Source organism: Sphaerimonospora cavernae (assembly GCF_042435035.1).
Lineage (GTDB): Bacteria > Actinomycetota > Actinomycetes > Streptosporangiales > Streptosporangiaceae > Sphaerimonospora > Sphaerimonospora cavernae.
On the sequence record NZ_JBHMQT010000003.1, the window covers coordinates 290,035 to 316,266 of the forward strand.

Below are 26,232 nucleotides of genomic sequence, written 5' to 3' on the forward strand. Positions count from 1 at the left end.
GGACTACCGGCCACTCCCCTGCTCCTACTCCCTCAGCCTCCTGGCGTGCTCCTGCAGCGACCGTACGCCCACATCCCCCCGGACGAAGTGCTGAATGCCCTGGACGGCGGCCGCCAGGCCCTGCACTGTCGTGACGCACGTGATGCCGCGCAGCACGGCGGCGGTCCGGATCTCGTACCCGTCCAGCCGCGGCCCGGACTGGCCGGGGCTGCCGAACGGGGTGTTCACGATGAGGTCCACCTCGCCGTCGAGGATCCGCTGGACGATGGTGGGCTCGCCGTCGGATCCGGTTCCGTCGCTGTGCTTTCGCACGATCTTGGCATGGACGCCGTTCCTGCGCAGCACCTCGGCCGTGCCCTCCGTGGCCAGGATCTCGAACCCGAGGTCGGCCAGCGCCTTCACCGGGAAGATCATCGCCCGCTTGTCCTTGTTCGCGACCGAGACGAAGGCCCGTCCCTTGGTCGGCAGCGCGCCGTAGGAGGCCGCCTGCGACTTGGCGAAGGCCGTGCCGAAGAACTCGTCGATGCCCATCACCTCGCCGGTGGAGCGCATCTCCGGGCCGAGCACGATGTCCACCCCGCGGAACCGGTTGAACGGCAGCACCGCCTCCTTGACCGCGATCGGGGCGTCCAGCGGCAGCGTGCCGCCGTCGCCGTCGGCCGGCAGCATGCCCTCGGCGCGCAACTCGGCGATCGTCGCGCCCAGCATCACCCGGGCCGCCGCCTTGGCCAGCGGCGTCGCCGTCGCCTTCGACACGAACGGCACGGTACGGCTCGCCCTGGGGTTGGCCTCCAGGACGTACAGCACGTTGGCGGCGAGGGCGTACTGGACGTTCAGCAGGCCCCGGACGCCGACACCCCTGGCGATGGCCTCGGTGGCGGCGCGGATCCGCTTGATGTCGTGACCGCCCAGCGTGATCGGAGGCAGGGCGCAGGCCGAGTCGCCGGAGTGGATGCCGGCCTCCTCGATGTGCTCCATCACGCCGCCGAGGTAGAGCTCCTCCCCGTCGAACAGCGCGTCCACGTCGATCTCGATGGCGTCGTCGAGGAAGCGGTCGATCAGCACCGGGTGCTCGACGCCGGTCCTGGCGGCGGCCCTGGCCATGTACGCGCCCAGCGTGTGGTCGTCGTACACGATGGCCATGCCGGCCCCGCCCAGGACGTAGGAGGGGCGGACCAGCACCGGGTAGCCGATCTCCGCCGCCACCTCGCGTGCCTCGTCCACGGTGTGCGCGGTGCCGTGCTTGGGCGCGGGCAGACCGGCCTCGGCCAGCACCCGGCCGAACGCGCCCCGGTCCTCCGCGAGGTGGATCGACTCCGGCGACGTGCCGACCACCGGCACGCCGGCGTCCTTGAGCGCCTGGGCCAGGCCGAGCGGCGTCTGCCCGCCGAGCTGGACGATCACCCCCGCGACCGGCCCGGTGGCCTGCTCGGCGTGGACGACCTCCAGGACGTCCTCCAGCGTGAGCGGCTCGAAGTAGAGCCGGTCGGAGGTGTCGTAGTCGGTCGAGACGGTCTCGGGGTTGCAGTTGACCATCACGGTCTCGTAGCCGGCCGCCGTCAGCTCGAACGACGCGTGCACGCACGCGTAGTCGAACTCGATGCCCTGCCCGATCCGGTTCGGCCCGCTGCCCAGGATGATCACCTTCGGGCGGTCGCCCTGCGGGACCTCGGTCTCCACGTCGTAGGTCGAGTAGAGGTACGGCGTGCGCGCGGCGAACTCCGCGGCGCAGGTGTCGACCGTGTGGTAGACGGGCCGCACGCCCGCGGCGTGCCGCCGCTCGCGCACCGCCGCCTCGTCCACGCCCAGGAGCTCGGCGATCTGGGCGTCACCGAAGCCGTACCGCTTGGCCCGGACCAGAGTCGGCCCGTCCAGCCCGTCCAGCCCGTCGGGCCGGATGATCGAGCGGGCGACCTCGTCGATCGCGAAGAACTGGTCGACGAACCAGGGGTCCATCGCAGTGGACTCGCACAGCTGCTCCGGCGTGGCCCCGGCCCTGATCGCCTGCTGCATCGTGCGCAGCCGACCGTCATGAGGCGTACGGCAGGCCCTCAGCAGCTCGGAGAGGTCACCGGGATCACCAACCCAGGTAAAGGATGTTTCCTTCTTCTCCAGCGATCTGAGGGCTTTCTGAAGGGCCTCCGGGAACGACCTGCCGATCGCCATCGCCTCGCCCACCGACTTCATGTGCGTCGTGAGCGTCTTGTCTGCCTCGGCGAACTTCTCGAACGCGAACCGGGGCACCTTGACGACCACGTAGTCGAGCGTCGGCTCGAACGAGGCCGGGGTCTCCCGGGTGATGTCGTTGGGGATCTCGTCCAGGGTGTACCCGACGGCGAGCTTCGCCGCGATCTTGGCGATCGGGAAGCCGGTGGCCTTCGACGCCAGCGCGGAGGAGCGCGACACCCGCGGGTTCATCTCGATCACGATCATCCGGCCGGTGGCCGGGTCGACCGCGAACTGGATGTTGCAGCCGCCGGTGTCGACCCCGACCTCGCGGATGACCGCGATCGCGACGTCGCGCATGTTCTGGTACTCGCGATCGGTCAGCGTCATCGCCGGGGCCACGGTCACGCTGTCGCCGGTGTGCACGCCCATCGGATCGACGTTCTCGATCGAGCAGACGATCACGACGTTGTCGGCGCGGTCGCGCATGACCTCCAGCTCGTACTCCTTCCAGCCGAGGATCGACTCCTCCAGGAGCACCTCGGTGGTCGGGGACGCGTCCAGGCCGGCCCCGGCGATGCGGCGCAGATCCTCCTCGTCGTGGGCGAAGCCCGAGCCGGCGCCGCCCATCGTGAAGCTCGGCCGGACCACCAGCGGGTAGCCCAGCTCCGCCGCGGCCGACAGGCACTCGTCGATCGTGTGGCAGATCCGCGAGCGCGCCGACTCGGCGTTCAGGCCGCGCTCGTCTGCCACCTTGGCGACGATCTCCTTGAACCGCTCGCGGTTCTCCCCCGCCTGGATCGCGTCGAAGTTCGCGCCGATCAACTCGACGCCGTACCTGGCCAGCACGCCCGCCTCGTGCAGCGCGACCGCGGTGTTGAGCGCGGTCTGGCCGCCCAGCGTGGGCAGCAGCGCGTCCGGCCGCTCCGTTTCGATGATCTTCTCGACGATGTCCGGTGTGATCGGCTCGACGTAGGTCGCGTCGGCGAACTCCGGGTCCGTCATGATCGTGGCCGGATTGCTGTTGACCAGGATCACGCGGAAGCCCTCGCTGCGCAACACGCGGCAGGCCTGGGTGCCCGAGTAGTCGAACTCGCAGGCCTGTCCGATCACGATCGGCCCGGAGCCGATCACCATGATCGACCTGATGTCCGTGCGCTTAGGCACCCTTCTTCTCCCCCATCAACTCGCAGAACTCGTCGAACAGGTACGCGGCGTCGTGCGGCCCGGCCGCCGCCTCCGGGTGGTACTGCACGCTGAAGGCGGGCCGCTCCAGCAGCCGCAGCCCCTCCACGCAGCCGTCGTTGAGGTTCACATGGCTCACCTCGGCGGGGCCGTACGGCGTGTCGAACGGCCCGTCCGGCGGGGCCTGTACGGCGAAGCCGTGGTTGTGCGCCGAGATCTCCACCTTGCCGGTCCGCATGTCCTTGACCGGCTGGTTCACCCCGCGGTGGCCGTACCGCAGCTTGTAGGTGCCCAGGCCGAGCGCCCGGCCGAAGATCTGGTTGCCGAAACAGATGCCGAAGAACGGCACTCCCGCCTCCAGCACGCCGCGCAGCGCCTCGACGGGCTTGTCGGCGGTCGCCGGGTCGCCCGGGCCGTTGGAGAAGAACACGCCGTCGGGATTCAGCGCCAGGATGTCGGCCGCGGTGGCCCAGCCAGGCAGGATGTGCACGTCGCAGCCGCGTTCGGCCAGCCGCTGCGGCGTCATCGCCTTGATGCCGAGGTCGATCGCCGCCACGGTGAACCGCCGGTCCCCGGTCGCCGGCACGACGTACGGTTCGCGCGTGGAGACCTCCTCGGACAGGTCGGCTCCGGCCATGCCGGGCGAGCGCCGCACCCGCTCCACGAGCTCCTCGACCGGAGCGAGGGCCGTACCGGAGAAGACCCCGGCGCGCATCGCGCCGCGCTCGCGCAGGTGGCGGGTGAGCGCACGGGTGCCGGGCATGGCGATGCCGACCACGCCCTGGTCGCGCAGGTAGTCCTCCAGCGAACCGTGCGAGCGCCAGCTCGACGCGAGGCGGGCGGGTTCGCGCACGACGTAGCCGGCGACCCAGACCTTGCGCGACTCGGGGTCCTCGAGGTTGACGCCGGTGTTGCCGATGTGCGGCGCGGTCATCGCGACGATCTGCCGGTGGTAGGAGGGGTCGGTGAGCGTCTCCTGGTAGCCGGACATTCCGGTGTTGAAGACCATCTCGCCGAAAGTCTCCCCCACGGCGCCGTAGGGGCTTCCCTCGAAGACGCGGCCGTCCTCGAGCACGAGCAGAGCTGTCGTCATACAAGCTTCCCTTCGAGAACGGTTGGGCGGCCGCGGAGGAACGTGGCCACGACGCCGCCGGGCAGCGTCATGCCCTCGTACGGCGTGTTGCGGCTCCTGGAGGTCATCGCGGTGGGATCCACCCGCGTTCGGGTGGCCGGGTCGTAAAGGGTGATGTTGGCCGGGGCGCCGGCCTCGATCGGGCGGCCGTGCCCGGCCAGCCTGCCGATCCGCGCGGGCCGGGCCGACATACGGTCGGCCACGCCCGCCCAGTCGAGCAGGCCGGTCTCGACCATGGCCTCCTGCACGACGGACAGGGCGGTCTCCAGCCCGATCATGCCCATGGCCGCCGCGGCCCACTCGGTCTCCTTGTCCTCGGCCGGGTGGGGGGCGTGGTCGGTCGCGACGCAGTCGATCGTGCCGTCGGCCAGCGCCTCGCGCAGCGCCCGCACGTCCTCGGCGGTGCGCAGCGGCGGGTTCACCTTGTAGATCGGGTTGTACGGCCCGAGCGGCGAGCTCTCGGCGCACGAGTCGGTGAGCAGCAGGTGATGCGGGGTGACCTCGGCCGTGACGGCCCAGCCCTTCGACTTGGCCCAGCGGATGATCTCCACCGAGCCGGCCGTCGAGACGTGGCACACGTGCAGCCGGGAGCCGACGTGCGCGGCGAGCAGGCAGTCGCGGGCGATGATCGCCTCCTCGGCGACCGCCGGCCAGCCGGTCAGGCCGAGCCTGGCCGACACCTCGCCCTCGTTGAGCTGGGCGCCCTCGGTCAGGCGGGGCTCCTGGGCATGCTGGGCCACGACGCCGTCGAACGCCTTGACGTACTCCAGCGCCCGCCGCATCAGCACCGCGTCCGACACGCACCTGCCGTCGTCGGAGAAGACGCGGACGCGGGCGGCCGACTCGGCCATCGCGCCGAGCTCGGCGAGCTGACGGCCCTCCAGCCCCGAGGTGACCGCGCCGACCGGCTGGACATCGCAGTGCCCGTAGGTCCGCCCGAGGTGCCAGACCTGCTCGACCACGCCGGCCGTGTCGGCGACCGGGGAGGTGTTGGCCATCGCGTGGACGGCCGTGAAGCCGCCGCGGGCCGCCGCCTGGGTGCCGGTCTCGACGGTCTCGGCGTCCTCCCGGCCGGGCTCGCGCAGGTGCGTGTGCAGGTCGACCAGGCCGGGCAGGGCGATCAGGCCGTCGGCGTCGACGACCTGGCCGTCCCGGTCGCCGAGCCGCTCGCCGACCTCTGTGATCATGCCGTCGCCGATGAGGATGTCGTGCGGCGCCCCGCCCAGGATGCGGGCGCCCTTGATGAGGATGGTGGTCACTCGGTCCCTCCGATCGCGGGCTCGGAACCGCCCAGCAGCAGATAGAGGACGGCCATGCGAACGGTCACGCCGTTGCCGACCTGCTCCACGATGGTCGAGCGCGCGGAGTCCGCGACCTCGGCCGAGATCTCCATGCCGCGGTTCATCGGCCCGGGATGCATGACGATCGCGTCGTCGTGCAGCCGGGCGAAGCGGTCGCGGTCGAGGCCGTAGCGGCGGCTGTACTCCCGGGCGGAGGGGAAGTAGGCCGCGTTCATCCGCTCGAGCTGCACGCGCAGCATCATCACCACGTCCGACTTCGGCAGCACGGCGTCGAGGTCGTAGGCGACCTGGCAGGGCCAGGAATCGACCGCCACCGGCAGCAGGGTCGGCGGCGCGACCAGGGTGACCTCGGCGCCGAGCGTGTGCAGCAGCGCGACGTTGGAGCGGGCCACCCGGCTGTGCAGCACGTCGCCCACGATGGCCACCTTGAGGCCCTCCAGCCTGCCCAGCCTGCGGCGCATGCTGAACGCGTCCAGCAGCGCCTGGGTCGGGTGCTCGTGGGTGCCGTCGCCGGCGTTCACCACGCTGCCGCGCACCCAGCCCGCCAGCCGGTGCGGCGCGCCGGAGGCGCTGTGCCGGATCACCACCGCGTCGGCGCCCATGGCCTCCAGGGTGAGCGCGGTGTCCTTGAGCGACTCGCCCTTGGAGACACTCGATCCCTTGGCGGAGAAGTTGATGACGTCGGCCGACAGGCGTTTGGCCGCCGCCTCGAAGGAGATGCGGGTGCGGGTGGAGTCTTCGAAGAAGAGGTTGACCACGGTGCGGCCGCGCAGCGTCGGCAGCTTCTTGATGGATCGTTCCGAGACCCTCGCCAGTTCCTCGGCGGTGTCGAGGATGAGCAGCGCGTCCTCTCGGGTGAGGTCCGCCGCCGAGATCAGATGCTGCTTCATCGCGTGTCTCCCTTGATGAGCAGTACGGCGTCGCGCCCGTCCGTCTCCTCCAGGTAGACCTTGACCTTCTCGCTCTTGGAGGTCGGCAGGTTCTTGCCCACGTAGTCGGCGCGGATGGGCAGCTCTCGGTGGCCCCGGTCGACGAGGGTGGCGAGCTGGACGGCCCTGGGCCGGCCCACGTCGTTGAGCGCGTCGAGCGCCGCGCGGACCGTCCTGCCGGAGTAGAGGACGTCGTCGACCAGGACGACCGTTCTGCCGTCGACCCCGTCCGGGGGCAGGTCGGTACGGCCCAGCGGGCGGGCGGGCCGCAGACGCAGGTCGTCGCGGTACATGGTGATGTCGATGGCCCCGACGGGAAGCTTGACGCCCTCGAACTGCGCGATGCGCTCGGCGAGGCGATACGCCAGCGTCGCGCCGCGAGTGGGGATCCCCAGTAGGACGACGTTCTCGGCGCCCTTGGTGCGTTCGAGGATCTCGTGTGCGATCCGGGTCAGCGCCCGGTGGATGTCCGGCCCCTCAAGCACGGCACGCGCTTGGTTTCGGGCGACTTCAGGCACGCGAAAATCACCGCCTTTCCCGCCTCACGGGACGAGTCTTAAAGGGTTTCTGGCCGTGCAAGCGTATCAGCAGGCCTCATGCACCCTACGGGGAGCGTCGGGATGGTCGTGCGCGCGCACGCGGCACACTCTTTGACGTTCTTTTTGCCAATCTGCTTGACCTTTCGGAGGGACAGCTTTACCGTCACTGTCCGTAACCACAACTCGCGACCTTCCTGGGTAAAACCCGACGCAGCGGTCACCGAAGGTGCCGAGCGGGGCGCCAACCCCGGTGTTCGGAACGCTTAGGACAAGGACGCACAATCAAGTGAGAACAGACATAGAAAGCCGGGGGCCGACGATGCCGTCTGACTACGCCAAGTCGCTGGGCGCACGCCTGCGCGCCATCCGCACGCAGCAGGGGCTGTCCCTGCACGGTGTCGAGGAGAAGTCCCGCGGCCGGTGGAAGGCCGTGGTCGTGGGCTCCTACGAGCGTGGCGACCGTGCGGTGACCGTGCAGAAGCTGGCCGAGCTCGCCGATTTCTACGGTGTGCCGGTGTCGGAACTCCTGCCCGGCGGGGCCGCGCCGAGTCCGCTCGCGCCCGCTCCGAAGCTTGTCATCGACCTGGAGCGGCTGGCTCAGCTCCCCAAGGACAAGGCCGGTCCGCTCGCCCGCTACGCGGCCACGATCCAGAGCCAGCGCGGCGACTACAACGGCAAGGTGCTGTCCATCCGCCAGGAGGACCTGCGCTCGCTCGCGGTGATCTACGACAGGTCGCCGGTCGAGCTGACCGAGGAGTTCATCAACTGGGGGGTGCTCGACGCGGAGGCCCGCCGCGCCGTCGAGTCCTTCTGACTGGATTCCTGACCTATTTTGGGGGACATGCAGAAAACGACGTCGTTCTATGTCGGTTCCGAGGTCGGCAAGCTGCGGCAGGTTCTGGTCCACATCCCCGAGCCGGCGCTGAAGCGGCTCACCCCCACCAACAAGGACGCGCTGCTGTTCGACGACGTGCTGTGGGTCCACCGCGCGCTGGAGGAGCACCAGGAGTGGTGCGAGGTGCTCTCCGCGCGCGGTGTCCGGGTCCACACCCTCGGCGAGATGATCGAGCAGACGATCGCGATCCCCGAGGCCAGGAAGCACATCCTCGACGGCAGCGTCGACGAGCACTGGGTCGGCCCGGTTGCCGCCGACGCCATCCGCGGCGCGCTCGACACCCTGGACGGCCGGGCGCTCGCGCCGTACCTGACCGGGGGGATCACCAAGCGCGAGATCGTGGAGCTGGGCTGCGACCCGAAATCCATCGCCTTCCACACCCTCGGCATGGACGACTTCGTCCTCCCGCCGCTGCCCAACCACCTGTACGCCCGGGACGCCTCGTGCTGGGTGTACGACGGGGTGTCCATCAACGCGATGCGGAAGAAGGCCCGCAGGCGGGAGACCCTCAACTACGAGGCGGTCTACCGGTGGCACCCGCTGTTCGCCCGGGGTTACGACAGGCCGGAGGACGGCGGTTATCACGTCTGGTCACCGGGCACGCCGATGGCCCCGGCCACCATCGAGGGCGGCGACGTCCTGGTGATCGGCCGTGGCGCCGTGCTCGTCGGGATGAGCGAGCGGACCCAGCCGCAGGCGGTCGAAACGCTCGCGATGAACCTCTTCAGGTCCGGCTCGGCGGCCAGGATTGTGGCGCTCGACCTGCCGAAGGCCCGGGCCTTCATGCACCTGGACACCGTGATGACCCAGGTCGACGTCGGGAAGTTCGTGAAGTACGCCGGGCTCGGCATGCTGCCGTCGTACACGATCGAGCCGGGTGACAACGACAAGGAGCTCAAGGTCACCGACCACTCCCCTGAGGAGATGCACCGGGCCATCGCACGGGCCATCGGCCTGGACGACATCGAGATCCTGACCCCGGCCCAGGACGCGCACGCGGCCGAGCGCGAGCAGTGGGATGACGGCTGCAACGTGCTGGCGTTGGAGCCCGGAGTGGTGGTCGCCTACGAGCGGAACACCACCACCAACAACTACCTGCGCAGGCACGGGATCGAGGTCATCACGATCCGCGGCAACGAACTCGGTCGCGGCCGGGGCGGCCCCCGGTGCATGAGCTGCCCGCTGGAGCGGGACGCCGTCTGACAGCCCCGCCGACCGGCAACGCCCTGGCCGCCCTACCCCGCCATCGGGAGGGACGGCCGGCCCGGCAGGCCGAGGATCGATTCGACCTCGCCGACGAACCTGTCGGCCTCGACGATGAGCTCCTCCGCGTCCGTCGGGGTCACCGCCCGGACCAGGCCGGCCTCGGCCGCCGCGCGCTTGGTGGCGCTGACCGCGAAGTACGCCGCCCAGTCGGCGAGCTGCGGCTCGACCTCCGGCAGCAGCTCCCAGGCGCTGCGCAGCCGCCGCCTCCGCCCGTCGGTGGGCCTCGGCCGGGCCGCCAGGATCCCGGCGGCCGCCCGCAGGGCCGCGAGGTGAGCCGAGACGTACCTGCTCGCGGGCGTGAGCGCAGCGGTCGCGTCCGCCAGGCGCGCCCTGGCGTCCGCGAGGTGCGCCAGGACAGTCTGCGAAACCCGTGGCCCGTTCCGTTCAGTCATGCCCGCCTCCTCGAGTCGTGGCACTCCGGCGGTCTTCGCCGGTGACTTCACGGTCGCAGATCGCACCGACAAAAATTCCGGCCGCCGGTGGCCGGACGAGGAGCTTCCCCTCTCCCCCTCCGGCCCAGGTCCCACTACATCGAACATAAATTCGACCCCGTTCGCTGTCAAGATTGTCAGCGAACGGGGTTTCGAAACAGTGGCGGAACAGACAGGAGGGATCAGCGGTGGAACCTGCCCCGCACGTGGACGGGGACACCGGCGCCCAGCAGGCCCGGCAGGATCTCGGCCACCGGCATCGGCAGCCGCACACAACCATGCGAAGCCGGATGCAGCGGTACCGACAGCGCTCCGTGCAGGGCGATGCCGCCGTTGAAGAAGATCGGGTTGTACAGCTGCCCCAGGTAGGACCGGTGCCAGCCGCTCACCCGCCAGGTCGTCCGGTAGTCGCCGGTCGGCGTGGTCGCGCTGCCGCTGAACCTCTGCCGCTTGCCGTTCCACGTCGCGTACTCGACGTACGGGATCCCGCTGCCGCTGGAGGCATGGCTGATCACCTTCGGCTCGCCGTCCCGGTAGAGCACCATGATCTGCTGGGTGAGGTTCACCTCGACGCGGTTCGGCCTGCCCTTCGGGACCAGCACCTTGGGCGCCTTCGGATTCTCCAGCGCCGCCCAGGTCCGGCTCGCCACCGTGCTGGTCGGCTTGATGCCCTGCACCTTCTGGAACGCCCAGACGGCCATCATGGTGGTGCCGCCGTACCTGCCGTCGATCTTTCCGGGCACGTACCCGAGCTCGGTGAGCCGGGTCTGTAACGCCTTGACCTCGGCGCCCTTGGCACCGAGTTTGAGCGTCGTGTGCGGCGCCGTCTGCTGTGATGCCGTCTGCTGTGATGCCGGCGCGGTCCGCGCCTGCGCGGGACCGGCCACACCGCCCGCCGCGAACGTCACGGCCCCGGCCGTGACCAGCGCGGCGGCGGCCAGCCGCCGTGGACCCCCCATGGTCAACCCAGCCTCTCAATGTTCTCAAGTAAGGACCAAAACTCCTTATAGCGTACGAGTTTCGCGACAACCTGCTTAGAGTGGCCGGGTGTCAGAAAAGTTGCATCCGAACGCCGCCCGTGTGGCGGAGGCCCTCCGCTCCCACGGCGTGGCGGGCCAGGTCAAGGTCCTCGGCGAGGCGGCGCCCACAGCGGCCACCGCCGCCGCCCAACTCGGCTGCGAGATCGGGGCGATCGCCAACAGCCTCATCTTCGACGCCGACGGATCCCCGCTGCTCGTGCTGACCAGCGGCGCCCACCGCGTGGACACCGCTGCGATCGCCGAACTGGTCGGAGCGCGGAAAGTACGGCGGGCCACCCCGGAATTCGTCCGCGAGCACACGGGACAGCCCATCGGCGGAGTCGCCCCGGTCGGACATCCCGCCCCGATCCGGACGCTGGTGGACAACTGGCTGAGCAAGCATGACGTGGTGTGGGCCGCTGGAGGTCACCCGCACACGGTCTTCCCCACGACCTTCGACGAACTGGTCGGAATCACCGGCGGAACGCCCGCCGAGGTGGCGCGTTAGCTTTGCTAGTCTCCGGAAAGTGATCCAACTGCGGCGCGTCGGGCCGGACCAGTTCACGGAAGTGCTGGGCACGGTGCTGTCCATCTACACGGCGGCCATGCACCCGCCGTCAGACCAACTGACCGGGCGCATGGCCATCATGCGCAACCACGCCACCTATCCGGACTTCGTATGCCTGCTCGCCGAGGTCCCCGAGGATCGGGAGATCGTGGGATTCGCCTACGGCTTCCACGGCGCCGACGGGCAGTGGTGGCACGACGTGGTCCGACGGGGCCTGCGTGATCACACCGGACCCGAGGCCTGTGGAGACTGGCTGAGTGACGCTCTGGAACTCGCGGAGATCCACGTCCACCCCGACTACCAGAGCAGGGGCATCGGCCGCCGCCTGATCCACACCATCTGCGCGGGCCGCCCGGAGCGCACCGCCGTGCTGTCGACCCACGACGCCCCCACGGCGGCCCGCCATCTCTACCGGGACGTCGGCTTCGTCGACCTCATCCCGGGGTTCGAGTTCCCCGGCGGATACGAGAACTACGTCATCGCCGGAGCACGGCTCCCACTGCCGGCGGCGCCGACCGGCTGAAGCGCCTCGAACACCTCGCGCGTCGCGCTCGACCTGTTGAACGTGATGAAGTGGATGCCGGGAGCCCCCTCATCGAGCAGTTTCCGGCACAGCTCCACGGCGTGCTCGATGCCTAGGCGGCGGACGGCCGCGGGGTCGTCGGCGACGGCCTCGAACCTCGCCGCGACCTCAGGCGGAAACGGCGCGCCCGACAACTGCTCGGAGCGGGCGATCGTGCTCATCTGGGTGACCGGCATGATCCCGGGGATGATCGGCGTGTTGCAGCCGTGGGCGGCGACCCGGTCACGCAGCCGGAAGTAGTCGTCGGCGCGGAAGAACATCTGCGTGATCGCGTAGTCGGCGCCCGCCCGGCATTTCTGTACGAAGAATTCGGTGTCCGACTCGATGGTCGCCGACCGGGGGTGCTTGTACGGGAACGCCGCCACGCCGACGCAGAAGTCACCGGCCTGGCGGATGAGCCTGACCAGATCCTCCGCGTAGCCGACCCCCTCCGGGTGCTTCACCCACTCGTCCAGCGGGTCGCGGCCCGGCGGATCGCCCCGCAGGGCGAGCATGTTGCGTACGCCGGCGTCGGCGAACCTGCCGATCAGGTGACGAAGCTCACGGATTGAATGATTCACGGCGGTGAAGTGCGCCACCGGCGTGAGCGTGGTCTCGTGCGCGAGGCGCTCGACGATGTCCACCGTGCGGTCGCGGTTACCGCCGCCTGCGCCGTACGTCACCGAGACGAACGTCGGCCGCAGCGCCTCCAACTCCCGGATCGCCCGCCAGAGTTGGCGCTCGCCCTCGTCCGTCTTCGGGGGGAAGAACTCGAAGGAGAACGACCGCTCCCCTGCCGCGAGCAGGTCACGGACCGTGGGGACGCGATCGGGGAGCCGCGAGGGCAGACCGAGAGCCATGGCACCAAGGGTACAGGGATGAGTCATTCGATCAACGGCGGTTAGGCTCGTGAGCATGACCCCTTCCGCAGCACCGCTCGACCACGTCCGGCCCGAGGTGGACCGCTCGATCCGGGAGTTCCTGGACCGGCAGCGCCCGCTGTTCGACGACCCGCAACTGGCCGTCCTGCTGTCCACCGCTGAGGGCTTCCTCACCGGCGGCAAGCGGCTGCGCCCCGCCTTCTGCTACTGGGGCTGGCGGGCGGCGGGCGGGGGCGAGGAGCCGGGGCTGCACATGGCGGCCGCGTCGCTGGAGCTGCTGCAGGCCAGCGCGCTCATCCATGACGACGTGATGGACGCCAGCGACGTGCGCAGGGGGATGCCGTCGGTGCACCGCCGGTTCGAGCAGGTGCACGCCGACTCCGGCTGGCACGGCTCGGCCGAGCAGTTCGGCGAGGGCGTGGCCGTGCTCCTCGGCAACCTGCTGCTCGTGTGGGCGGGCGAGATGTGGCGGACCAGCGGCCTGCCGGCCGAGGCGCTGGCGGTGGCCCAGCCGGTCCACGACCACATGCTCACCGAGCTCATGTGCGGGCAGTACCTCGACCTGCTGGAGCAGGCGCAGGGGGAGAGCACGTTCGAGGGCGCGCTACGGGTCGCCCTCTACAAGAGCGGGAAATACTCGGTCGAGCAGCCGCTGCGGCTGGGGCTGGTGCTCGCCGCGCGGGCGCGGCACGACTGGATCGACCGACTCTGCGCGCAGTACGGCACGCAGGTCGGCATCGCCTTCCAGCTCCGCGACGACGTCCTCGGCGTCTTCGGCGACCCCGCCGAGACCGGCAAACCCGCCGGGGACGACCTGCGCGAGGGCAAGCGGACCATGCTCATCGCCCGGGCCCTCGCCGAGGCGTCGGACGTGCAGGCGCAGGCCGTACGGAGCCTGCTCGGCGACCCGGACCTCGACGCGCGGGGCGTCGAACGACTCAGGTCGGTCATCGAGGACACCGGCGCCCTCGCGGCGTGCGAAGGCATGATCAAGCGCTACCTCGACGACGCGCTGCACGCGCTGGAGCAGGCCCCGATCGACGAGACGGCTCGTACGGCACTGGCCGCCCTGGCCGTCGCCGCCACCACCCGGCGCACCTGACATGGCCTAAAGCAGCCTAAAGCGAGACGCCATCCAGCCGGGTCCGGAACTCGGCGGCCGCCGCCCCGGGGTCGTCGGCCTCCGTGATCGCCCGGACGACCACGACGCGGCGAGCGCCGTACGCCATGACCTCGTCGAGGTTGCCCAGGTCGATGCCGCCGATGCCGAACCACGGCCGTGCCGTACCGAGGCCGGCGGCGTGCTCGAGCAGCGCGGGGCCGGGGGCCGGCCGCCCCGGCTTGGTGGGCGTCGGCCAGGTCGGACCGCAGCAGAAGTAGTCCACCCCCGGCTCGGCCGCGGCGGCCGAAGCCTCCGCAGCCGAGTGGGTCGACCTGCCGATCAGCACCTCCGGCCCGAGGATGTCCCGGGCGATCGGCACCGGCAGGTCGTCCTGGCCGAGGTGGAGGATGTCCGGCCGGGCGACGTGTGCGACGTCCGCCCGGTCGTTCACCGCGAGCAGCGCGCCGTGCCGGTCACACGCGTCGCGGAAGACCTCGAGCAGGGCAAGCTCCTCGCGCGCCTCCAGGCCCTTCTCCCTGAGCTGGACGATGTCCACCCCGCCGGCCAGGACCGCGTCGAGGAAACTCTCCAGGTCGCCGCGGTCCCGCCTGCCGTCAGTGCAGAGATAGAGCCTGGCCTGCGCGAGGCGCTGTCGCCGGATGTCGTTCATCCGACCAACAATGCCATGAGGCGGACGGTCAGAATCCCAGTGCCTGAGCCCTGCGCTTGACCTCGGTGTGCCGGCCCGCTCTGATGGCGTCGATCGGCGACCCGGGAAGCGAGTCGTCCGGGGTGAACAGCCAGCGGATCGACTCGACCGAGTCATACCCTGCGTCGGCCAGGACGGTAAGCGTGCCGGGGAGCCCCTTCAGCACGTCGCCCGCGGCGATGAACACCGCCGGGACCTGTGGCTCGCCACCGCCCCTGCGGACGCCTACGAGCTTCTTGTCTTTGAGGAGTTGCTTGACGCGGCCGATGGTGAGCCCCAGGCTCTTGGCGGCCTCGGAGAGGGGGAGCCATTCCCCCACGAGCTGGTCGGTTTCCGGGTCGATCTGTGCAACAGTAAGTGTCACGAAACCACCATTACCACAGCCGCGCGGCCGCGAAACACCTTGTTCAGGCCATGATGCAGTCGCGGAGCGAAACGGCCGGGTCCGCCAGCTTGACCAGGTCGAGCCGACGGCCCCCTTCGATGATGCGGCGGCCCTGGACCACGTCGCGCGGCCGGTCCACCGTGAGGAGGGCCGTGAGCCCGTCCTCCCTGGTCAGCCAGCACACCGTCCATTTCGCGTCGGTGCGCGGGTCGCCCCGCCACAGCAGCCGTACGGCGGGCCCCTGCCATCCGCTGGACGGGTGCCCGGCGAACTGGACCATGCGGCCGAACTGCTCCGACCAGAAGTACGGCACGGGATCGTAAACCGCCTCCTCCCCCAGCAGCGTGGCAGCCGCGGTGTCGGGGGCGCCGAGCGCGGTGTCCCAGTGCTCGACCCGCAGCCGCCGGCGGAACCGGCGCGACCACCAGTTCGCGCAGTCGCCGACCGCCACCACACCGGGCAGCGTCGTCTTCAGGTGCTCGTCGACGAGCACGCCGTCGTCCAGTTCGACGCCCGATCCCTTCAGCCACTCGACGGCGGGCCGCACTCCGACACCGGTCACCACCACGTCCGCCTCGACCCGGGCGCCCGACATGAGCGTGACGCCGCCGGGGTCGACCGTGCCGACAATCGCGCCGAGCCGCAGTTCCACGCCCGCCTCGGCGTACCAGGGGATGGTGCGGGCCCCGACGTCCGGGCCGAGTGCGGCCGCGAGCGGCGTCTCGCCGGCCTCGATCACGGTCACCGCGCAGCCCGCACGTGCCGCGGCGGTCGCGACCTCGGCGCCGATCCAGCCGCCGCCGATCACCGCCACCCGGGCCCCGGAGACCAGCCGCTCGCGCAGCGCGATCGCGTCGTCGATGGTGCGCAGCACGTGCTGGCGGCCCTCCCCGCGCAGCCGGATCGGCGTGGCGCCGGTGGCGATGACGAGGCCGTCGTAGTCCACCTCGCCCTCGGTCGTCTCCACCACGCCGTCGCGCAGGCCCTTGGCCGCCGTGCCGAGGCACAGCCGTACGTCCAGGGCGTCCAGGTCGGAGTCGACCACCGTGGAGTCGGTCTCGCCGAGCAGCACCGCCTTGGACAGCGGCGGCCTGTCATATGGGCGATGCCGTTCCTGGCCGATCAGTGTGATCCGCCCGGCGTACCCCTGGGCGCGCAGTGCCTCGATGCTCCGTACGCCGGCCAGGCCGGCCCCCACCACCACGACGTGATCCACATCTTGACCATAGATTGTCAACCCGCGCATACGCCAATGCCGATCCGGTAACGAGTTCGGCAAATGCTAGGCTTGAGGCCGTAAGACGCGCGGGAGCCCGGCGGTTCCGGGCTGAGAGGAGAGCGGAAGGCTCTCGACCGCCAGACGACCTGATCCGGGTAATGCCGGCGAAGGGAGCGGGCAGTGCCTGAGCTGGTGACCACGCCGGATGTGATCGTGGCGGGCGGCGGCATCATCGGGCTGTCGGTCGCCTGGCGTACGGCACGGCGGGGGTTGTCCGTCGCCGTGGTGGACCCCGACCCGGGCGGCGGCGCCACGCACGCGTCGGCCGGAATGCTGGCACCGGTCAGCGAGGTCACCTACACCGAGGAGCCGGTGCTGCGGCTGGGCCTCGCTTCGCTGGCGCTGTGGCCGTCGTTCCGCGACGAACTGGAGGACGACAGCGGCGTCGATCTCGACTACCGGACCGACGGCACCCTGAAGATCGCCCACGACGCCGACGACATGGCCTACCTGGACGAGCTGGCCGTCTTCGAGCGGACTCTCGGCCTCCGGGTGGAACGGCTGACCGGGCGGGAGTGCCGGAGGCTGGAGCCGATGCTCTCGCCGTCGATCCGCGGCGGCATGCTCGCCGGGGACGACGCCTGGGTGAACCCCCGCCTGGTGACGCGTGCCCTGCGCACCGCGTTGGAAAGGGCCGGCGCCGCGGTGGTGGCCGATCGTGCCGTCGCGCTCACCGCGCGGGGCGTACGGCTGGCCTCCGATAGGGTCGTCGCCGCGCCGCGCGTCGTCGTCGCGGCCGGCCCGTGGTCGCCGGAGCTGCTGCCCGGGCTGCCCGTACGACCCGTCAAGGGGCAGATCCTGCGGCTGCGCGGGCCCGGGGGATTTCTCACGAGGTGCGTGCGCGGGCTGGTGCACGGGTCGCCCGCCTACCTGGTCCCGCGCGGCGACGGCGAGATCACGCTCGGCGCGACCATGGAGGAGCTGGGCTTCGACGGCCGGGTGACGGCCGGCGGGGTGTATGAGCTGCTGCGCGACGCCCACGAGCTGGTCCCCGGGCTGACCGAGCTGGAACTGGCCGAGACGACCGTGGGCTTCCGCCCGGGAACGCCGGACAATCTGCCGCTCATCGGGCCCGTTGACGTGCCCCTTGACGTGCCCGGAAAGGCCGACGTTTTCGCGGCGACCGGCCACCATCGGAACGGCGTCCTGCTCACCCCGATCACGGCGGAGGCCGTCGCGGCCTTCCTGACCGGCGAAGCGGCGCCGGAGGTCGTGAAGTCCTGCGATCCCGGGAGGTTCGCCGAATGAGGTTCCCTGAATGAGGTCCGCTGAATGAGGGTCATCGGATGAAGGTCATCGTCAACGGGGTCGAGACCGCGCTGGACGACGAGGCGACCGTGAGCGTCGCCGTACGCACCCTGACCGGGCAGACGGCGGGTGTCGCGGTGGCGTTGAACGGCGAGGTGGTGAGCCGGAGCGCGTGGTCGTCGACGCGGCTGTCCTCCGGTGATCAGGTCGAGGTGCTGACGGCGGTGCAGGGAGGTTGACGGCGGTGCAGGGAGGTTGACGGCGGTGATCGACGACGTGTTCGTCCTGGGCGGGGAGAAGTTCTCCTCCCGGTTGATCATGGGAACGGGCGGCGCGCCCTCACTGGAGGTGCTCGACCAGGCGCTGGATGCCTCCGGGACCGAACTGACCACGGTCGCGATGCGACGGCTCGACCCCGCGACCCGGGGATCGGTGCTCGACGTACTGCGCGCCCGGGGCATCAAGACCCTGCCGAACACGGCGGGCTGCTACACCGCCGGGGAGGCCGTGCTGACCGCCCGGCTGGCCAGGGAGGCCCTGGAGACCGACTGGGTGAAGCTGGAGGTCATCGCCGACGAGCGGACGCTGCTGCCCGACCCGATCGAGACGTTCGACGCGGCCGAACGGCTGGTCGCCGACGGGTTCACGGTGCTTCCGTACATCGGCGACGACCCGGCGCTGGCGCGGCGGCTGGAGCAGGCCGGCTGCGCCGCGGTGATGCCGCTCGGTGCGCCGATCGGCTCCGGCCTCGGCATCCGCAACCCCCACAACATCGAGCTGATCGTGGAGGCGGCGGGCGTCCCGGTGATCCTGGACGCGGGCATCGGCACGGCCAGCGACGCCGCGCTCGCGATGGAGCTGGGCTGCGACGCCGTACTGCTGGCCAGCGCGGTGACCCGGGCCCAGCGGCCCGACCTGATGGCCGCGGCGATGCGCTCGGCCGTCACGGCGGGACGGCAGGCCCGCCTCGCCGGGCGCATCCCGCGGCGGCGGTACGCCGAGGCCTCCTCCCCCGCCGTGTCGTAGCGGCCCTGCCGGTGCGCCGTCATGTCCGCAAGGCCATGCCGCGGACGCCCGGGAACGGTCATGGAACGGCCAGCGAACGGTTAGGGATAGGTCTCGTTTTGGGATTCGGGCATCCTGCGGGTGGCAAAACACCCGTAAACTCTGGCGGGTGGACACGACGCTAAGCGATCCGCTCATCGGGCAGCTGCTCGACGGGCGCTACCGCGTCGAGTCCCGGATCGCCCGGGGCGGCATGGCCTCCGTCTATCTGGCCCTGGACGTCCGGCTCGAGCGCACGGTGGCCGTCAAGGTGATGCACCGCTCGCTCGCCGAGGACCCCCAGTTCGTCCGCCGCTTCATCGGCGAGGCCAAATCGGTCGCCGGGCTGTCGCACCCCAACATCGTGCAGGTCTTCGACCAGGGCACCGACGGAGCCAACGTCTATCTGTCGATGGAGTACGTCCCCGGCCGGACGCTCCGCGATGTTCTGAGTGAGCGCGGGCGGCTGCCGGCCCGCGAGGCCCTGGAGATGGTCATCCCGGTCCTGGCCGCGCTCGGCTCGGCCCACCAGGCCGGGCTCATCCACCGTGACGTCAAGCCGGAGAACGTGCTGCTGGCCGACGACGGCCGGGTGAAGGTCGTCGACTTCGGCCTGGCCCGCGCCATCGAGGCGACCAACCAGACCAAGACCGGCATGATGATCGGCACGATCGGGTACATGTCGCCCGAGCAGGTGACCACGGGCCAGGCCGACGCGCGCAGCGACGTGTACGGCGTGGGCATCATGCTGTTCGAGCTGCTCACCGGGCGGCAGCCGTACGAGGGCGAGTCGCCGATGTCGGTCGCCTACCAGCACGTCCACGACAGCGTCCCCGCGCCCTCGTCGATCGCGGCGGACGTGCCGCCGTCGCTCGACGCGCTCGTAGCGGCGGCCACCGACAGGGACCCGGCCAGGCGCCCGGCGGACGCCAACGCCATGCTGATCGCCGCCGTCGAGACGCACCGCGGGCTGCCGCGGACGGGTCAGACCGGTCAGCACACCGCCCCGCACGGGGTGCGCCACAGCACAACCGGTCAGCATCCGGGCGCGCATTCTTCGGGCGGCTTCCAGGCGCCTCCCCCGCTGGTCTATGTCGGGGAAGGAGCCGGGGGCGGCAGCGCCGGCCACACGATGATCCAGCCGCGGTCGGAGCTGCCGACCGACGCGGGCGGTTCGGCCGGTTCGGCCGGTCGGGCCGGTTTCCTGCGGCGTCGGTCCAACTGGTTCGTCATCGGCCTGGCCCTGGTCATGGTCGCCGGGATAGCGTTCAGCGGCTGGTGGTTCTCACAGAGTCGTACGGTCACGGTGCCCGACCTGGTCGGCCAGAACATCGTGCTGGCCAAGCAGGCGGCGCTGAAGGACGGCTTCGAGGTGAAGGTCGGCAAGGCCAGGTTCGACGACAAGGTGGAGAAGGACAACGTCCTCGACACCGAGCCGGGCCCGGGAGCGGAGGTCACCAAGGGGTCGGTGCTGACGCTGATCCCGTCGGCCGGTCCGGAGACCATCGCGGTGCCCGACGTCGCCAACCTCAGCGAGGCGGAGGCCCGGGCGAAGATCGCCGAGGTGGGGCTGACCGTCGGCCGGGTGAGCAAGAAGGAGAGCGACACGGTGCCCCGCGACCAGGTCGTCGGCACCAACCCGTCGGTGGGCAAGCGGGTCAAGAAGGGCGGCAACGTCAACCTGGTGATCAGCCTTGGCCTGCTCATGCCGGACATCACCGGCATGACCCGCGACGAGGCCGAGAAGTTCCTGCGCGACAAGGGCTTCAACGTCCAGATCGACGAGACGGCCAACGACGCCCAACCGGGCACGGTGATCGGGCAGGACCCTGCCGGCGGCACGCCGGTCGAGGCGGGGATCGAGGTCCGCCTGACGGTCTCCAAGGGGCCGGACAACGGCTGGCACTGGCCCTGGGACAACAACGACTCCGAGCCTCCCGGCGAGGTCGTCGTGGTCCCCGACGTCCGGTTCAAGGCGTTGAAGGACGCCACGCGCGAGCTGAGGGCGGCAGGCTTCAAGGTCAAGACCCGCAAGCTGGTCGGCACCCGCCGCGTCATCCAGGAGAGCCCCAGCGGCCACCAACCCCCAGGCTCCACCATCACCATCTGGCACTGAGTGTGAGCACCTGAACGAGGAGATGCCGCACCGATCACGCTCCGGACCAGGCGGCGGTGCAGGGTGAGGATGCCGCAGCCCTTCGAGCGGCTGCGTGAGTCAGGTCTTCTCCCGAACCGGTAGTCAACCGAACGTGATCGGGTCGCTCGTTCGGGCGAGAGCGCCGAGGAGGCGGAGGCGGGCGAGGCCGCCGTCGGGGTAGATGTCGAGTCGCACATGGGTGACCGTACGGACGTCGTCGAGGCGGAACCGGTGCCTCGTGTCCGGCTGGAGCCGGGTTCTGGGCAGCAGCGGGAACCAGGCGCCTGCGTCGTCGAGCGAGGCCCGGCGCGCGTCGATTCCGCTCAGCGACGCCGCGCCCGGGGCGTTGTAGATCAGGTTCGCGGTGTCCAGTTCGGCGACGGCGACCATGCCGGGGCCGGCCAGCGCCACGATCAGCCAGTCGTTGCCGCCGCCGCGCCGCCTGGCGGTCTCCCAGCCCTCGGCCTGATGGCGGGCCAGGCCCGGGGCGATCACGTTGTTGGGCGACGAGTAGAACTCGTCCGAGCAGGAGACGACGCGGGCCCCGTTCTCCAGCGCGGCGAGATCGACGGTGAGCCCGTCCAGGAACGTCCGGTCGGGCACCACCTCGCCGTGCACCCGCAGCCGGGCGACGCCGCCGTCGGGGAAGATGTTCAGCCGCACGTGCGTGAACCTACGGGGATCGGCGACCGGGAACTCGTGTACGGCGTCGCCGGACAGCGGGCTTTTCGCCACGATCTCCACCCACCCGGTCAGCTCGTCCACCGACGGATGTCCCTCGGCCGCGCACGCCTCCACCGAGGCGTACGGCGGGTAGTTGCCCTTGAACCAGGCCGTGTCGACGACCACGCCCCGGATGATCCCGGGCAGGCCGAGCCGTACGATCGCCCAGTCATGGCCGGGCCCGCGCCGTCGCCGGGTCTCCCACCCGTCGTAGACCTGCCCCTTCGGGCCGAACGTGTGCGGGCGGAACTCGGGCCGGCCCGGCCTGGTCAGCGCTTCCCGCTCGGCGAACGATTCGTCGCTGGCCGCCACGACCGCCCCGCCGTACGTCCGCAGGGCGAGATCGGGCAGCCGGGTGAACGGGCTCACATCGACTGCGTGCCGCGAACTTCCTAAAACCGTGCTCATGATCCGACCAGGAATCGCCCGCGAGGGGTAAGGAAATCGACGGGCACGCCGCGCAGCCAGGTCGTACGGACGACGCCGGTCAACGTCCGGCCGTGGTAGGGCGTGACCGGATTGCGGTGATGCAGCGCGGCCGCGTCGACGGTGAACTCGGCGTCGGCGTCGAAGGCCACCAGGTCGGCGTCGGCGCCGACGTCGATCACCCCCTTGTGCGGCAGGCCGACCAGCGCGGCGGGCCCCTCGGCCATCCAGCGAACGATCTCGAGCAGTCCGCATCCACGCGACCGGGCCTCTGTCCACACGGCGGGCAGGCCGAGCTGCAGGGAGGAGATGCCGCCCCACGCGGCGGCGAAGTCGGGGACCTTCAGGTCGGGCGTCGACGGGGAGTGATCGGAGACGACGCCGATGAGGACGCCCTCGGCCAGCGCCTCCCACAGGGCGTCGCGGTTGGCGGCCTCCCTGATCGGCGGACAGCACTTGTACGCGGGCCCGGCGACCTCCTCGGCGGTGAGCGTCAGATAGTGGGGGCAGGTTTCCGCGGTGATCCGTACCCCGTCGCGCCGGGCCTGTCTCAGTGGCTCCAGGCAGGCGGCGGCCGACACGTGCACGATGTGCACGCGGGCGCCGGTCGCGGCGGCCGACTCGATCACCTGCTCGACGGCCCGCCGCTCGGCCTCCTGCGGCCGTGATCCCAAAAAATGCGCATATTTCGGGCCAGGAGGGTCACACAGCAGCGCGGAATCCTCGGCATGCGCGATCAGCAGCCCGTCGAAGGAGGCCACCTCGGCCAGCGCGTCCCGCAGGCCGGCCCGGTCCAGCGCGGGGAACTCCTCGACCCCCGAAGGGGACAGGAAGCACTTGACCCCGAACACCCCGGCGTCGTGCAGCGGCCGCAGGTCGGCCAGGTTTCCGGGGATCGCGCCGCCCCAGAAGCCGACATCGACGTGGCACTTCCCCTGCGCCGCCCGGCGCTTGGTCTCCAGCGCGGCCACGTCGACCGTGGGCGGCAGCGAGTTGAGTGGCATGTCGACGATCGTGGTGACCCCGCCGGCCGCCGCCGCCCGGGTGGCCGTGGCGAAGCCCTCCCAATGGGTCCGGCCGGGCTCGTTGACGTGCACGTGGGTGTCCACCAGCCCGGGCAGCAGCGCCACGTCGCCGAGGTCGACCACCTGCCGCGCGTCCGGCACGTCGGCGGTCACATCGTCGTACGCGTGCAGCGCGGCGATCTTCCCGTCCCGTACGGCCACCGCCAGTGCACGCTCCCCCCCGGCCGTGACCACCCGCCGTGACCTCACCACGAGCTCGAACACGCCCCCCTCACCCCCAGTCCGTGATCTTGCGAATTCTCGCAGGGATCGCCTCCGACCTGCGATTTTCCCATCCGTAATCTTGCAGAAACTCGCACCCCTGCCTCCTGACCTGCCCCGACACCGTCCGTGATCTTGCACAGGCGCGTACGTGGACCTGCCGCGCTCTGAGTAGACGTACGGCACCGATCGTCCGGGCCGACCTTCAAGCCTCCCCCAGGAGGCGGCGGTGGGCACGCGCCCCCGCCTCGGCCGCCGCCGCGTCGGAGACCGTACGGAGTTCGCCGTCCTCGACCACGGCCCGGCCGCCGACCAGGAGCCGGGCCAGCGGCGGCGTCTGCCCGTACGCGAACGCGACCACGGGGTCGTCGACGGCGGCGTGGAAACCGCCGGTCCGCCACAGGGCGATGTCGGCGAGCTTGCCCGCCTCGAGCGACCCGATCTCGGTGGCCCGGCCGAGGCACCTGGCCCCGCCCATGGTGGCCAGCTCCAGCGCCTGGCGGGCGGTCAGCGCGCGCGGGCCGTACCGGGCGCGCTGCATCAGCATCGCCATCCTGATCTCACCGGCGAGCGGCGTCATCTCGCTGGAGGCGGCGCCGTCCACGCCGAGCCCGACGGGAGCGCCCGCCCGCAGCAGGTCCGAAATGCGGGCGATGCCGGCGCCGAGACGACCGTTGGAGGAGGGGCAGTGGGCCGTGCCGGTGCCGGTCTCGGCGAACCGGCGCACGTCCTTGTCGGTGAGGTGGACGCAGTGGGCCAGCCAGACGTCGGGGCCGAGCCAGCCGAGACCGTCAAGGTACTCAGCCGGGAGCATGCCGAACTGCTCGCGGCAGTGCTCGTCCTCGTCGGCGGTCTCGGCGAGGTGCGTGTGCAGCCGTACGCCATGGGAGCGCGCGAGCTCGGCCGAGCGGATCATGAGATCGCCGCTCACGGAGAACGGCGAGCACGGGGCGACCGCGACACGCACCATCGACCCGAATGACGGGTCATGATATTTCCGGATCGCCTCCTCGGTGGCTCGCAGAATGTCATCGACATCCTCCACGATGTCGTCCGGCGGCAGCCCGCCCTGCGATCTCCCCCGGTCCATCGAGCCCCGGCACGGATGGAACCGCGACCCGACCCGTCGCGCGGCATCGATCTCGGCCTCGAACAGGTCGCCGCGGCCCTTCGGGAAGATGTAGTGGTGGTCGGTCGAGGTGGTGCAGCCCGACTTGGCCAGCCAGGCCAGCCCCGCCGTGACCGCGCCCGACACCACCTCGGCGTCCATCCTCGCCCACAGCCGGTAGCTCGCCACCAGCCACTCGAACAGCGTTCCGTCGGGCGTCACTCCTTGGGCGGCCCACTGGTAGAGGTGGTGATGGGTGTTGACGAGCCCCGGGGTCGCCAGGCAGGCGGCGCCGTCGATCCGCTCGGCCCCCTCGGGTACGGCTGCCGCGGGGCCGGGGCCCACGGCGGTGATCCGGTCTCCTTCGACGACGATGTGGCCGGAGGGAATCTCCTCGCCCACCACAGGCGCGATGTAGGCGTTCTCGATGACGAGTCGGCGGACTGCAAGATCACGCAAGGAGAACTCCAAGGTCAGGCGGCATCGGTGCGAGTTTCTGCAAGATCACGGCGAGGGGGTGGGGGTGGCGGCGAGCCGGACGGCGTCGAGGATCTTCTCGTATCCGGTGCACCGGCACAGGTTCCCGGCCAGGGCCTCGCGGATCTCGGCGTCGTCCGGCACTCGCCCCGCCGCCCGCTCGACCAGCGCGTGCGCCTGCACGATGAGCCCCGGCGTGCAGAACCCGCACTGTACGGCTCCCGCCGCCAGGAACGCGCGCTGCACGTCGTGCAGGCCGCCCTCCCCGTCCGCCGGGTCGTCCCCCGAGGCCAGGCCTTCGACCGTGACCACCTCACGGCCCTCGGCCTGACCTGCCGCGACCAGGCAGGCGCAGACCGGCGTGCCGTCCAGATAGACCGTGCAGGAGCCGCACTCACCCTGTTCGCAGGCGTTCTTGGCGCCCGGCAGGCCGAGCCGTTCCCGCAGCACGTAGAGCAGGCTCTCGCCCTCCCACACGTCGTCGGCGGCCATCTTCCGGCCGTTGACGGTGACGTTCACCCTCACCTCGCGCCCCTCCCCGCTCGCAGGTAGTCGTGCCAGGCCCAGCCGAGCGTGCGGCGGGCCATCACGGCCAGGGCGTGCGACCGGTAGGCGGCCCGTCCCCGCACGTCGTCGATGGGCGCCGCGGCCTCGACCACCAGTTCCGCGAACCGCTCGGCGACCCGCGGGTCGAGCGCGGTGCCGCCCGCCCCGCCGCCCGCCCCGCCGAGGGTCCAGTCGAGCTCGCCCGCCAGGAACGCCTCGGCCGCCACGGCCCGCAGCGGCGTCGGCGCGGCCGAGCCGATCCCGGTCCCCACCCGCCGATTCTCCGGGTGGAGCGCGATCGCGAACGAGCACACCGCGATGACCATGGCGTTCCTCGTGCCGACCTTGGAGAAGTACTGCGGGCCGGCGGCGGTGGGCACCCGCACCGCGCGGATCAGCTCGTCGGGGGCGAGCGCGTTGCGCTTCACCCCGGTGTAGAACTGCGCGATCGGGATCAGCCGCACCCCGCGCACCGACTCGGCCTCGACGACCGCGCCGGAGGCCAGCAGCGGAGGGTGGCCGTCACCGGCCGGGGAGGCGGCGCCCAGGTTGCCGGCCAGCGTGCCGCGGTTTCGGATCTGCGGCGAGCCGACCGTACGGGACGCCTGGGCCAGCCCCGGCAGCACCTCGCCCAGTTCGTCGATCAGCCGGGCGTAGGTCACCCCGGCGCCGACGCGGATCCACTCCCCCTCCCGCGACCGGCTGCCCTCCCTCGACCAGCCGGCCAGCTCGCCCACGGGGTTGAGGTCGAGCAGGGCGGCGGGGCGGCCCCTGTCGAGGTTGATCTCCACCATCACGTCGGTGCCGCCCTGGATCGGCGTCGCCTCCGGCCGCTCCGCCTTCAACTCCAGTGCCTCGGCCCAGGTCCGGGCGCGCAGAAAGTCCATC

Annotated in this window: 25 protein-coding genes and 1 riboswitch; of the genes, 9 read left to right on the forward strand and 16 right to left on the reverse strand. The window is 71.0% G+C overall.

Translation table 11 applies throughout. The features are described 5' to 3' along the window. Positions 1 to 24: 24 nt before the first annotated feature. The 5 genes from carB to pyrR are packed head-to-tail and all read right to left on the reverse strand — an operon-like array spanning position 25 to position 7,231. Positions 25 to 3,333 carry a carbamoyl-phosphate synthase large subunit gene (gene carB, locus ACFHYQ_RS01830; protein WP_394299273.1) on the reverse strand — a complete coding sequence of 1,103 codons (3,309 nt, stop codon included), beginning with the start codon at positions 3,331 to 3,333 and terminating at the stop codon, positions 25 to 27. Continuing rightward, a complete protein-coding gene (gene carA / locus ACFHYQ_RS01835) occupies positions 3,326 to 4,444 on the reverse strand; it encodes a glutamine-hydrolyzing carbamoyl-phosphate synthase small subunit (RefSeq protein WP_394299274.1) in 1,119 nt (372 codons plus the stop codon). Before carA ends, carB begins: the two co-directional genes overlap by 8 nt. Continuing rightward, positions 4,441 to 5,742 carry a dihydroorotase gene (locus tag ACFHYQ_RS01840; protein WP_394299275.1) on the reverse strand — a complete coding sequence of 434 codons (1,302 nt, stop codon included), beginning with the start codon at positions 5,740 to 5,742 and terminating at the stop codon, positions 4,441 to 4,443. The genes carA and ACFHYQ_RS01840 overlap by 4 nt, the downstream gene beginning before the upstream one ends. After that, positions 5,739 to 6,674, reverse strand: a complete 936-nt coding sequence (locus ACFHYQ_RS01845; RefSeq protein ID WP_394299276.1) for an aspartate carbamoyltransferase catalytic subunit — start codon at positions 6,672 to 6,674, stop codon at positions 5,739 to 5,741. The genes ACFHYQ_RS01840 and ACFHYQ_RS01845 overlap by 4 nt, the downstream gene beginning before the upstream one ends. Next, positions 6,671 to 7,231, reverse strand: coding sequence for a bifunctional pyr operon transcriptional regulator/uracil phosphoribosyltransferase PyrR (gene pyrR / locus ACFHYQ_RS01850; RefSeq protein WP_394299277.1), 561 nt, complete (start codon positions 7,229 to 7,231; stop codon positions 6,671 to 6,673). Before pyrR ends, ACFHYQ_RS01845 begins: the two co-directional genes overlap by 4 nt. Positions 7,232 to 7,571: 340 nt before the next feature. Here pyrR and bldD point away from each other — a divergent pair, with 340 nt between their 5' ends. Both bldD and ACFHYQ_RS01860 read left to right on the forward strand, forming a co-directional pair. Beyond that, positions 7,572 to 8,066 (forward strand): transcriptional regulator BldD, encoded by a 495-nt coding sequence (gene bldD, locus ACFHYQ_RS01855; RefSeq protein WP_055483594.1) that lies wholly within the window; start codon positions 7,572 to 7,574, stop codon positions 8,064 to 8,066. Positions 8,067 to 8,093: 27 nt separating this feature from the next. Beyond that, positions 8,094 to 9,350, forward strand: a complete 1,257-nt coding sequence (locus ACFHYQ_RS01860) for an arginine deiminase (protein ID WP_394299278.1) — start codon at positions 8,094 to 8,096, stop codon at positions 9,348 to 9,350. Between the two features lie 32 nt (positions 9,351 to 9,382). On the opposite strand, the gene ACFHYQ_RS01865 is transcribed toward ACFHYQ_RS01860, so the two are convergent. Together ACFHYQ_RS01865 and ACFHYQ_RS01870 are read right to left on the reverse strand one after the other, a co-directional pair. Beyond that, on the reverse strand, positions 9,383 to 9,805 hold the full coding sequence (locus tag ACFHYQ_RS01865; RefSeq protein ID WP_394299279.1) for an SAV_6107 family HEPN domain-containing protein: 423 nt from the start codon (positions 9,803 to 9,805) through the stop codon (positions 9,383 to 9,385). A gap of 221 nt (positions 9,806 to 10,026) precedes the next feature. Continuing rightward, positions 10,027 to 10,803, reverse strand: a complete 777-nt coding sequence (locus tag ACFHYQ_RS01870) for a L,D-transpeptidase family protein (RefSeq protein ID WP_394299280.1) — start codon at positions 10,801 to 10,803, stop codon at positions 10,027 to 10,029. Positions 10,804 to 10,891: 88 nt separating this feature from the next. Between ACFHYQ_RS01870 and ACFHYQ_RS01875 the strand changes: the two genes are divergently transcribed. Both ACFHYQ_RS01875 and ACFHYQ_RS01880 read left to right on the forward strand, forming a co-directional pair. Continuing rightward, the gene (locus tag ACFHYQ_RS01875; protein ID WP_394299281.1) at positions 10,892 to 11,371 is read left to right on the forward strand and encodes a YbaK/EbsC family protein; all 480 of its coding nucleotides are present in this window, start codon (positions 10,892 to 10,894) and stop codon (positions 11,369 to 11,371) included. 19 nt (positions 11,372 to 11,390) lie between these two features. Next, positions 11,391 to 11,954 carry a GNAT family N-acetyltransferase gene (locus ACFHYQ_RS01880; protein ID WP_394299282.1) on the forward strand — a complete coding sequence of 188 codons (564 nt, stop codon included), beginning with the start codon at positions 11,391 to 11,393 and terminating at the stop codon, positions 11,952 to 11,954. Here the strand turns inward: ACFHYQ_RS01880 and metF are convergent. Continuing rightward, positions 11,903 to 12,853 carry a methylenetetrahydrofolate reductase [NAD(P)H] gene (gene metF / locus ACFHYQ_RS01885; protein ID WP_394299283.1) on the reverse strand — a complete coding sequence of 317 codons (951 nt, stop codon included), beginning with the start codon at positions 12,851 to 12,853 and terminating at the stop codon, positions 11,903 to 11,905. The two genes, ACFHYQ_RS01880 and metF, sit on opposite strands and share 52 nt — an antisense overlap. 55 nt (positions 12,854 to 12,908) lie before the next feature. Between metF and ACFHYQ_RS01890 the strand changes: the two genes are divergently transcribed. Then, on the forward strand, positions 12,909 to 13,976 hold the full coding sequence (locus ACFHYQ_RS01890) for a polyprenyl synthetase family protein (protein WP_394299284.1): 1,068 nt from the start codon (positions 12,909 to 12,911) through the stop codon (positions 13,974 to 13,976). A gap of 16 nt (positions 13,977 to 13,992) precedes the next feature. Here the strand turns inward: ACFHYQ_RS01890 and thiE are convergent, their stop codons facing one another. Genes thiE through ACFHYQ_RS01905 form a run of 3 tightly spaced genes read right to left on the reverse strand, consistent with a single transcriptional unit; the run spans position 13,993 to position 16,286 of the window. Next, a complete protein-coding gene (gene thiE / locus ACFHYQ_RS01895) occupies positions 13,993 to 14,646 on the reverse strand; it encodes a thiamine phosphate synthase (RefSeq protein ID WP_394299285.1) in 654 nt (217 codons plus the stop codon). Positions 14,647 to 14,674: 28 nt separating this feature from the next. After that, positions 14,675 to 15,049 (reverse strand): Rv2175c family DNA-binding protein, encoded by a 375-nt coding sequence (locus ACFHYQ_RS01900; RefSeq protein WP_394299286.1) that lies wholly within the window; start codon positions 15,047 to 15,049, stop codon positions 14,675 to 14,677. Between the two features lie 43 nt (positions 15,050 to 15,092). Continuing rightward, positions 15,093 to 16,286: an NAD(P)/FAD-dependent oxidoreductase gene (locus tag ACFHYQ_RS01905; protein ID WP_394299287.1), complete on the reverse strand. Its 1,194-nt coding sequence runs from the start codon at positions 16,284 to 16,286 to the stop codon at positions 15,093 to 15,095. A 79-nt stretch (positions 16,287 to 16,365) separates the two neighbouring features. Then, a riboswitch (TPP riboswitch) is annotated at positions 16,366 to 16,479 on the forward strand. Here ACFHYQ_RS01905 and thiO point away from each other — a divergent pair. The 4 genes from thiO to pknB all read left to right on the forward strand — a co-directional run bounded on the left by thiO (position 16,470) and on the right by pknB (position 20,757). Further along, the gene (thiO, locus tag ACFHYQ_RS01910) at positions 16,470 to 17,597 is read left to right on the forward strand and encodes a glycine oxidase ThiO (RefSeq protein WP_394299288.1); all 1,128 of its coding nucleotides are present in this window, start codon (positions 16,470 to 16,472) and stop codon (positions 17,595 to 17,597) included. Its footprint overlaps the riboswitch before it by 10 nt. A gap of 38 nt (positions 17,598 to 17,635) precedes the next feature. Then, a complete protein-coding gene (gene thiS / locus ACFHYQ_RS01915) occupies positions 17,636 to 17,836 on the forward strand; it encodes a sulfur carrier protein ThiS (protein ID WP_394299289.1) in 201 nt (66 codons plus the stop codon). Positions 17,837 to 17,852: 16 nt separating this feature from the next. Then, positions 17,853 to 18,623: a thiazole synthase gene (locus tag ACFHYQ_RS01920; protein ID WP_394299290.1), complete on the forward strand. Its 771-nt coding sequence runs from the start codon at positions 17,853 to 17,855 to the stop codon at positions 18,621 to 18,623. A gap of 148 nt (positions 18,624 to 18,771) precedes the next feature. Next, complete coding sequence (pknB, locus tag ACFHYQ_RS01925; RefSeq protein WP_394299291.1) at positions 18,772 to 20,757, forward strand: Stk1 family PASTA domain-containing Ser/Thr kinase; 1,986 nt, start codon at positions 18,772 to 18,774, stop codon at positions 20,755 to 20,757. 123 nt (positions 20,758 to 20,880) lie between these two features. On the opposite strand, the gene alc is transcribed toward pknB, so the two are convergent. The 5 genes from alc to ACFHYQ_RS01950 form a co-directional block, all read right to left on the reverse strand. Continuing rightward, positions 20,881 to 21,870, reverse strand: coding sequence for an allantoicase (gene alc / locus ACFHYQ_RS01930; RefSeq protein WP_394299292.1), 990 nt, complete (start codon positions 21,868 to 21,870; stop codon positions 20,881 to 20,883). Between the two features lie 35 nt (positions 21,871 to 21,905). Further along, positions 21,906 to 23,216 (reverse strand): allantoinase AllB, encoded by a 1,311-nt coding sequence (gene allB, locus ACFHYQ_RS01935; RefSeq protein ID WP_394299293.1) that lies wholly within the window; start codon positions 23,214 to 23,216, stop codon positions 21,906 to 21,908. Between the two features lie 202 nt (positions 23,217 to 23,418). Beyond that, positions 23,419 to 24,780 (reverse strand): 8-oxoguanine deaminase, encoded by a 1,362-nt coding sequence (locus ACFHYQ_RS01940; protein WP_394299294.1) that lies wholly within the window; start codon positions 24,778 to 24,780, stop codon positions 23,419 to 23,421. Positions 24,781 to 24,825: 45 nt separating this feature from the next. Further along, on the reverse strand, positions 24,826 to 25,323 hold the full coding sequence (locus ACFHYQ_RS01945; protein WP_394299295.1) for a (2Fe-2S)-binding protein: 498 nt from the start codon (positions 25,321 to 25,323) through the stop codon (positions 24,826 to 24,828). Further along, the gene (locus ACFHYQ_RS01950; RefSeq protein WP_394299296.1) at positions 25,320 to 26,231 is read right to left on the reverse strand and encodes an FAD binding domain-containing protein; all 912 of its coding nucleotides are present in this window, start codon (positions 26,229 to 26,231) and stop codon (positions 25,320 to 25,322) included. Before ACFHYQ_RS01950 ends, ACFHYQ_RS01945 begins: the two co-directional genes overlap by 4 nt. Position 26,232 lies beyond the last annotated feature (1 nt).

Bases quoted from the DNA above. Each gene is read 5' to 3' on its own strand.
- ACFHYQ_RS01865 (WP_394299279.1), bottom strand. From the start codon at position 9,805: ATGACTGAACGGAACGGGCCACGGGTTTCGCAGACTGTCCTGGCGCAC.
- metF (WP_394299283.1), bottom strand. From the start codon at position 12,853: ATGGCTCTCGGTCTGCCCTCGCGGCTCCCCGATCGCGTCCCCACGGTC.
- ACFHYQ_RS01890 (WP_394299284.1), top strand. From the start codon at position 12,909: ATGACCCCTTCCGCAGCACCGCTCGACCACGTCCGGCCCGAGGTGGAC.
- ACFHYQ_RS01845 (WP_394299276.1), bottom strand. From the start codon at position 6,674: ATGAAGCAGCATCTGATCTCGGCGGCGGACCTCACCCGAGAGGACGCG.
- carA (WP_394299274.1), bottom strand. From the start codon at position 4,444: ATGACGACAGCTCTGCTCGTGCTCGAGGACGGCCGCGTCTTCGAGGGA.
- thiE (WP_394299285.1), bottom strand. From the start codon at position 14,646: ATGAACGACATCCGGCGACAGCGCCTCGCGCAGGCCAGGCTCTATCTC.
- thiS (WP_394299289.1), top strand. From the start codon at position 17,636: ATGAAGGTCATCGTCAACGGGGTCGAGACCGCGCTGGACGACGAGGCG.
- ACFHYQ_RS01950 (WP_394299296.1), bottom strand. From the start codon at position 26,231: ATGGACTTTCTGCGCGCCCGGACCTGGGCCGAGGCACTGGAGTTGAAG.
- ACFHYQ_RS01860 (WP_394299278.1), top strand. From the start codon at position 8,094: ATGCAGAAAACGACGTCGTTCTATGTCGGTTCCGAGGTCGGCAAGCTG.
- ACFHYQ_RS01870 (WP_394299280.1), bottom strand. From the start codon at position 10,803: ATGGGGGGTCCACGGCGGCTGGCCGCCGCCGCGCTGGTCACGGCCGGG.
- bldD (WP_055483594.1), top strand. From the start codon at position 7,572: ATGCCGTCTGACTACGCCAAGTCGCTGGGCGCACGCCTGCGCGCCATC.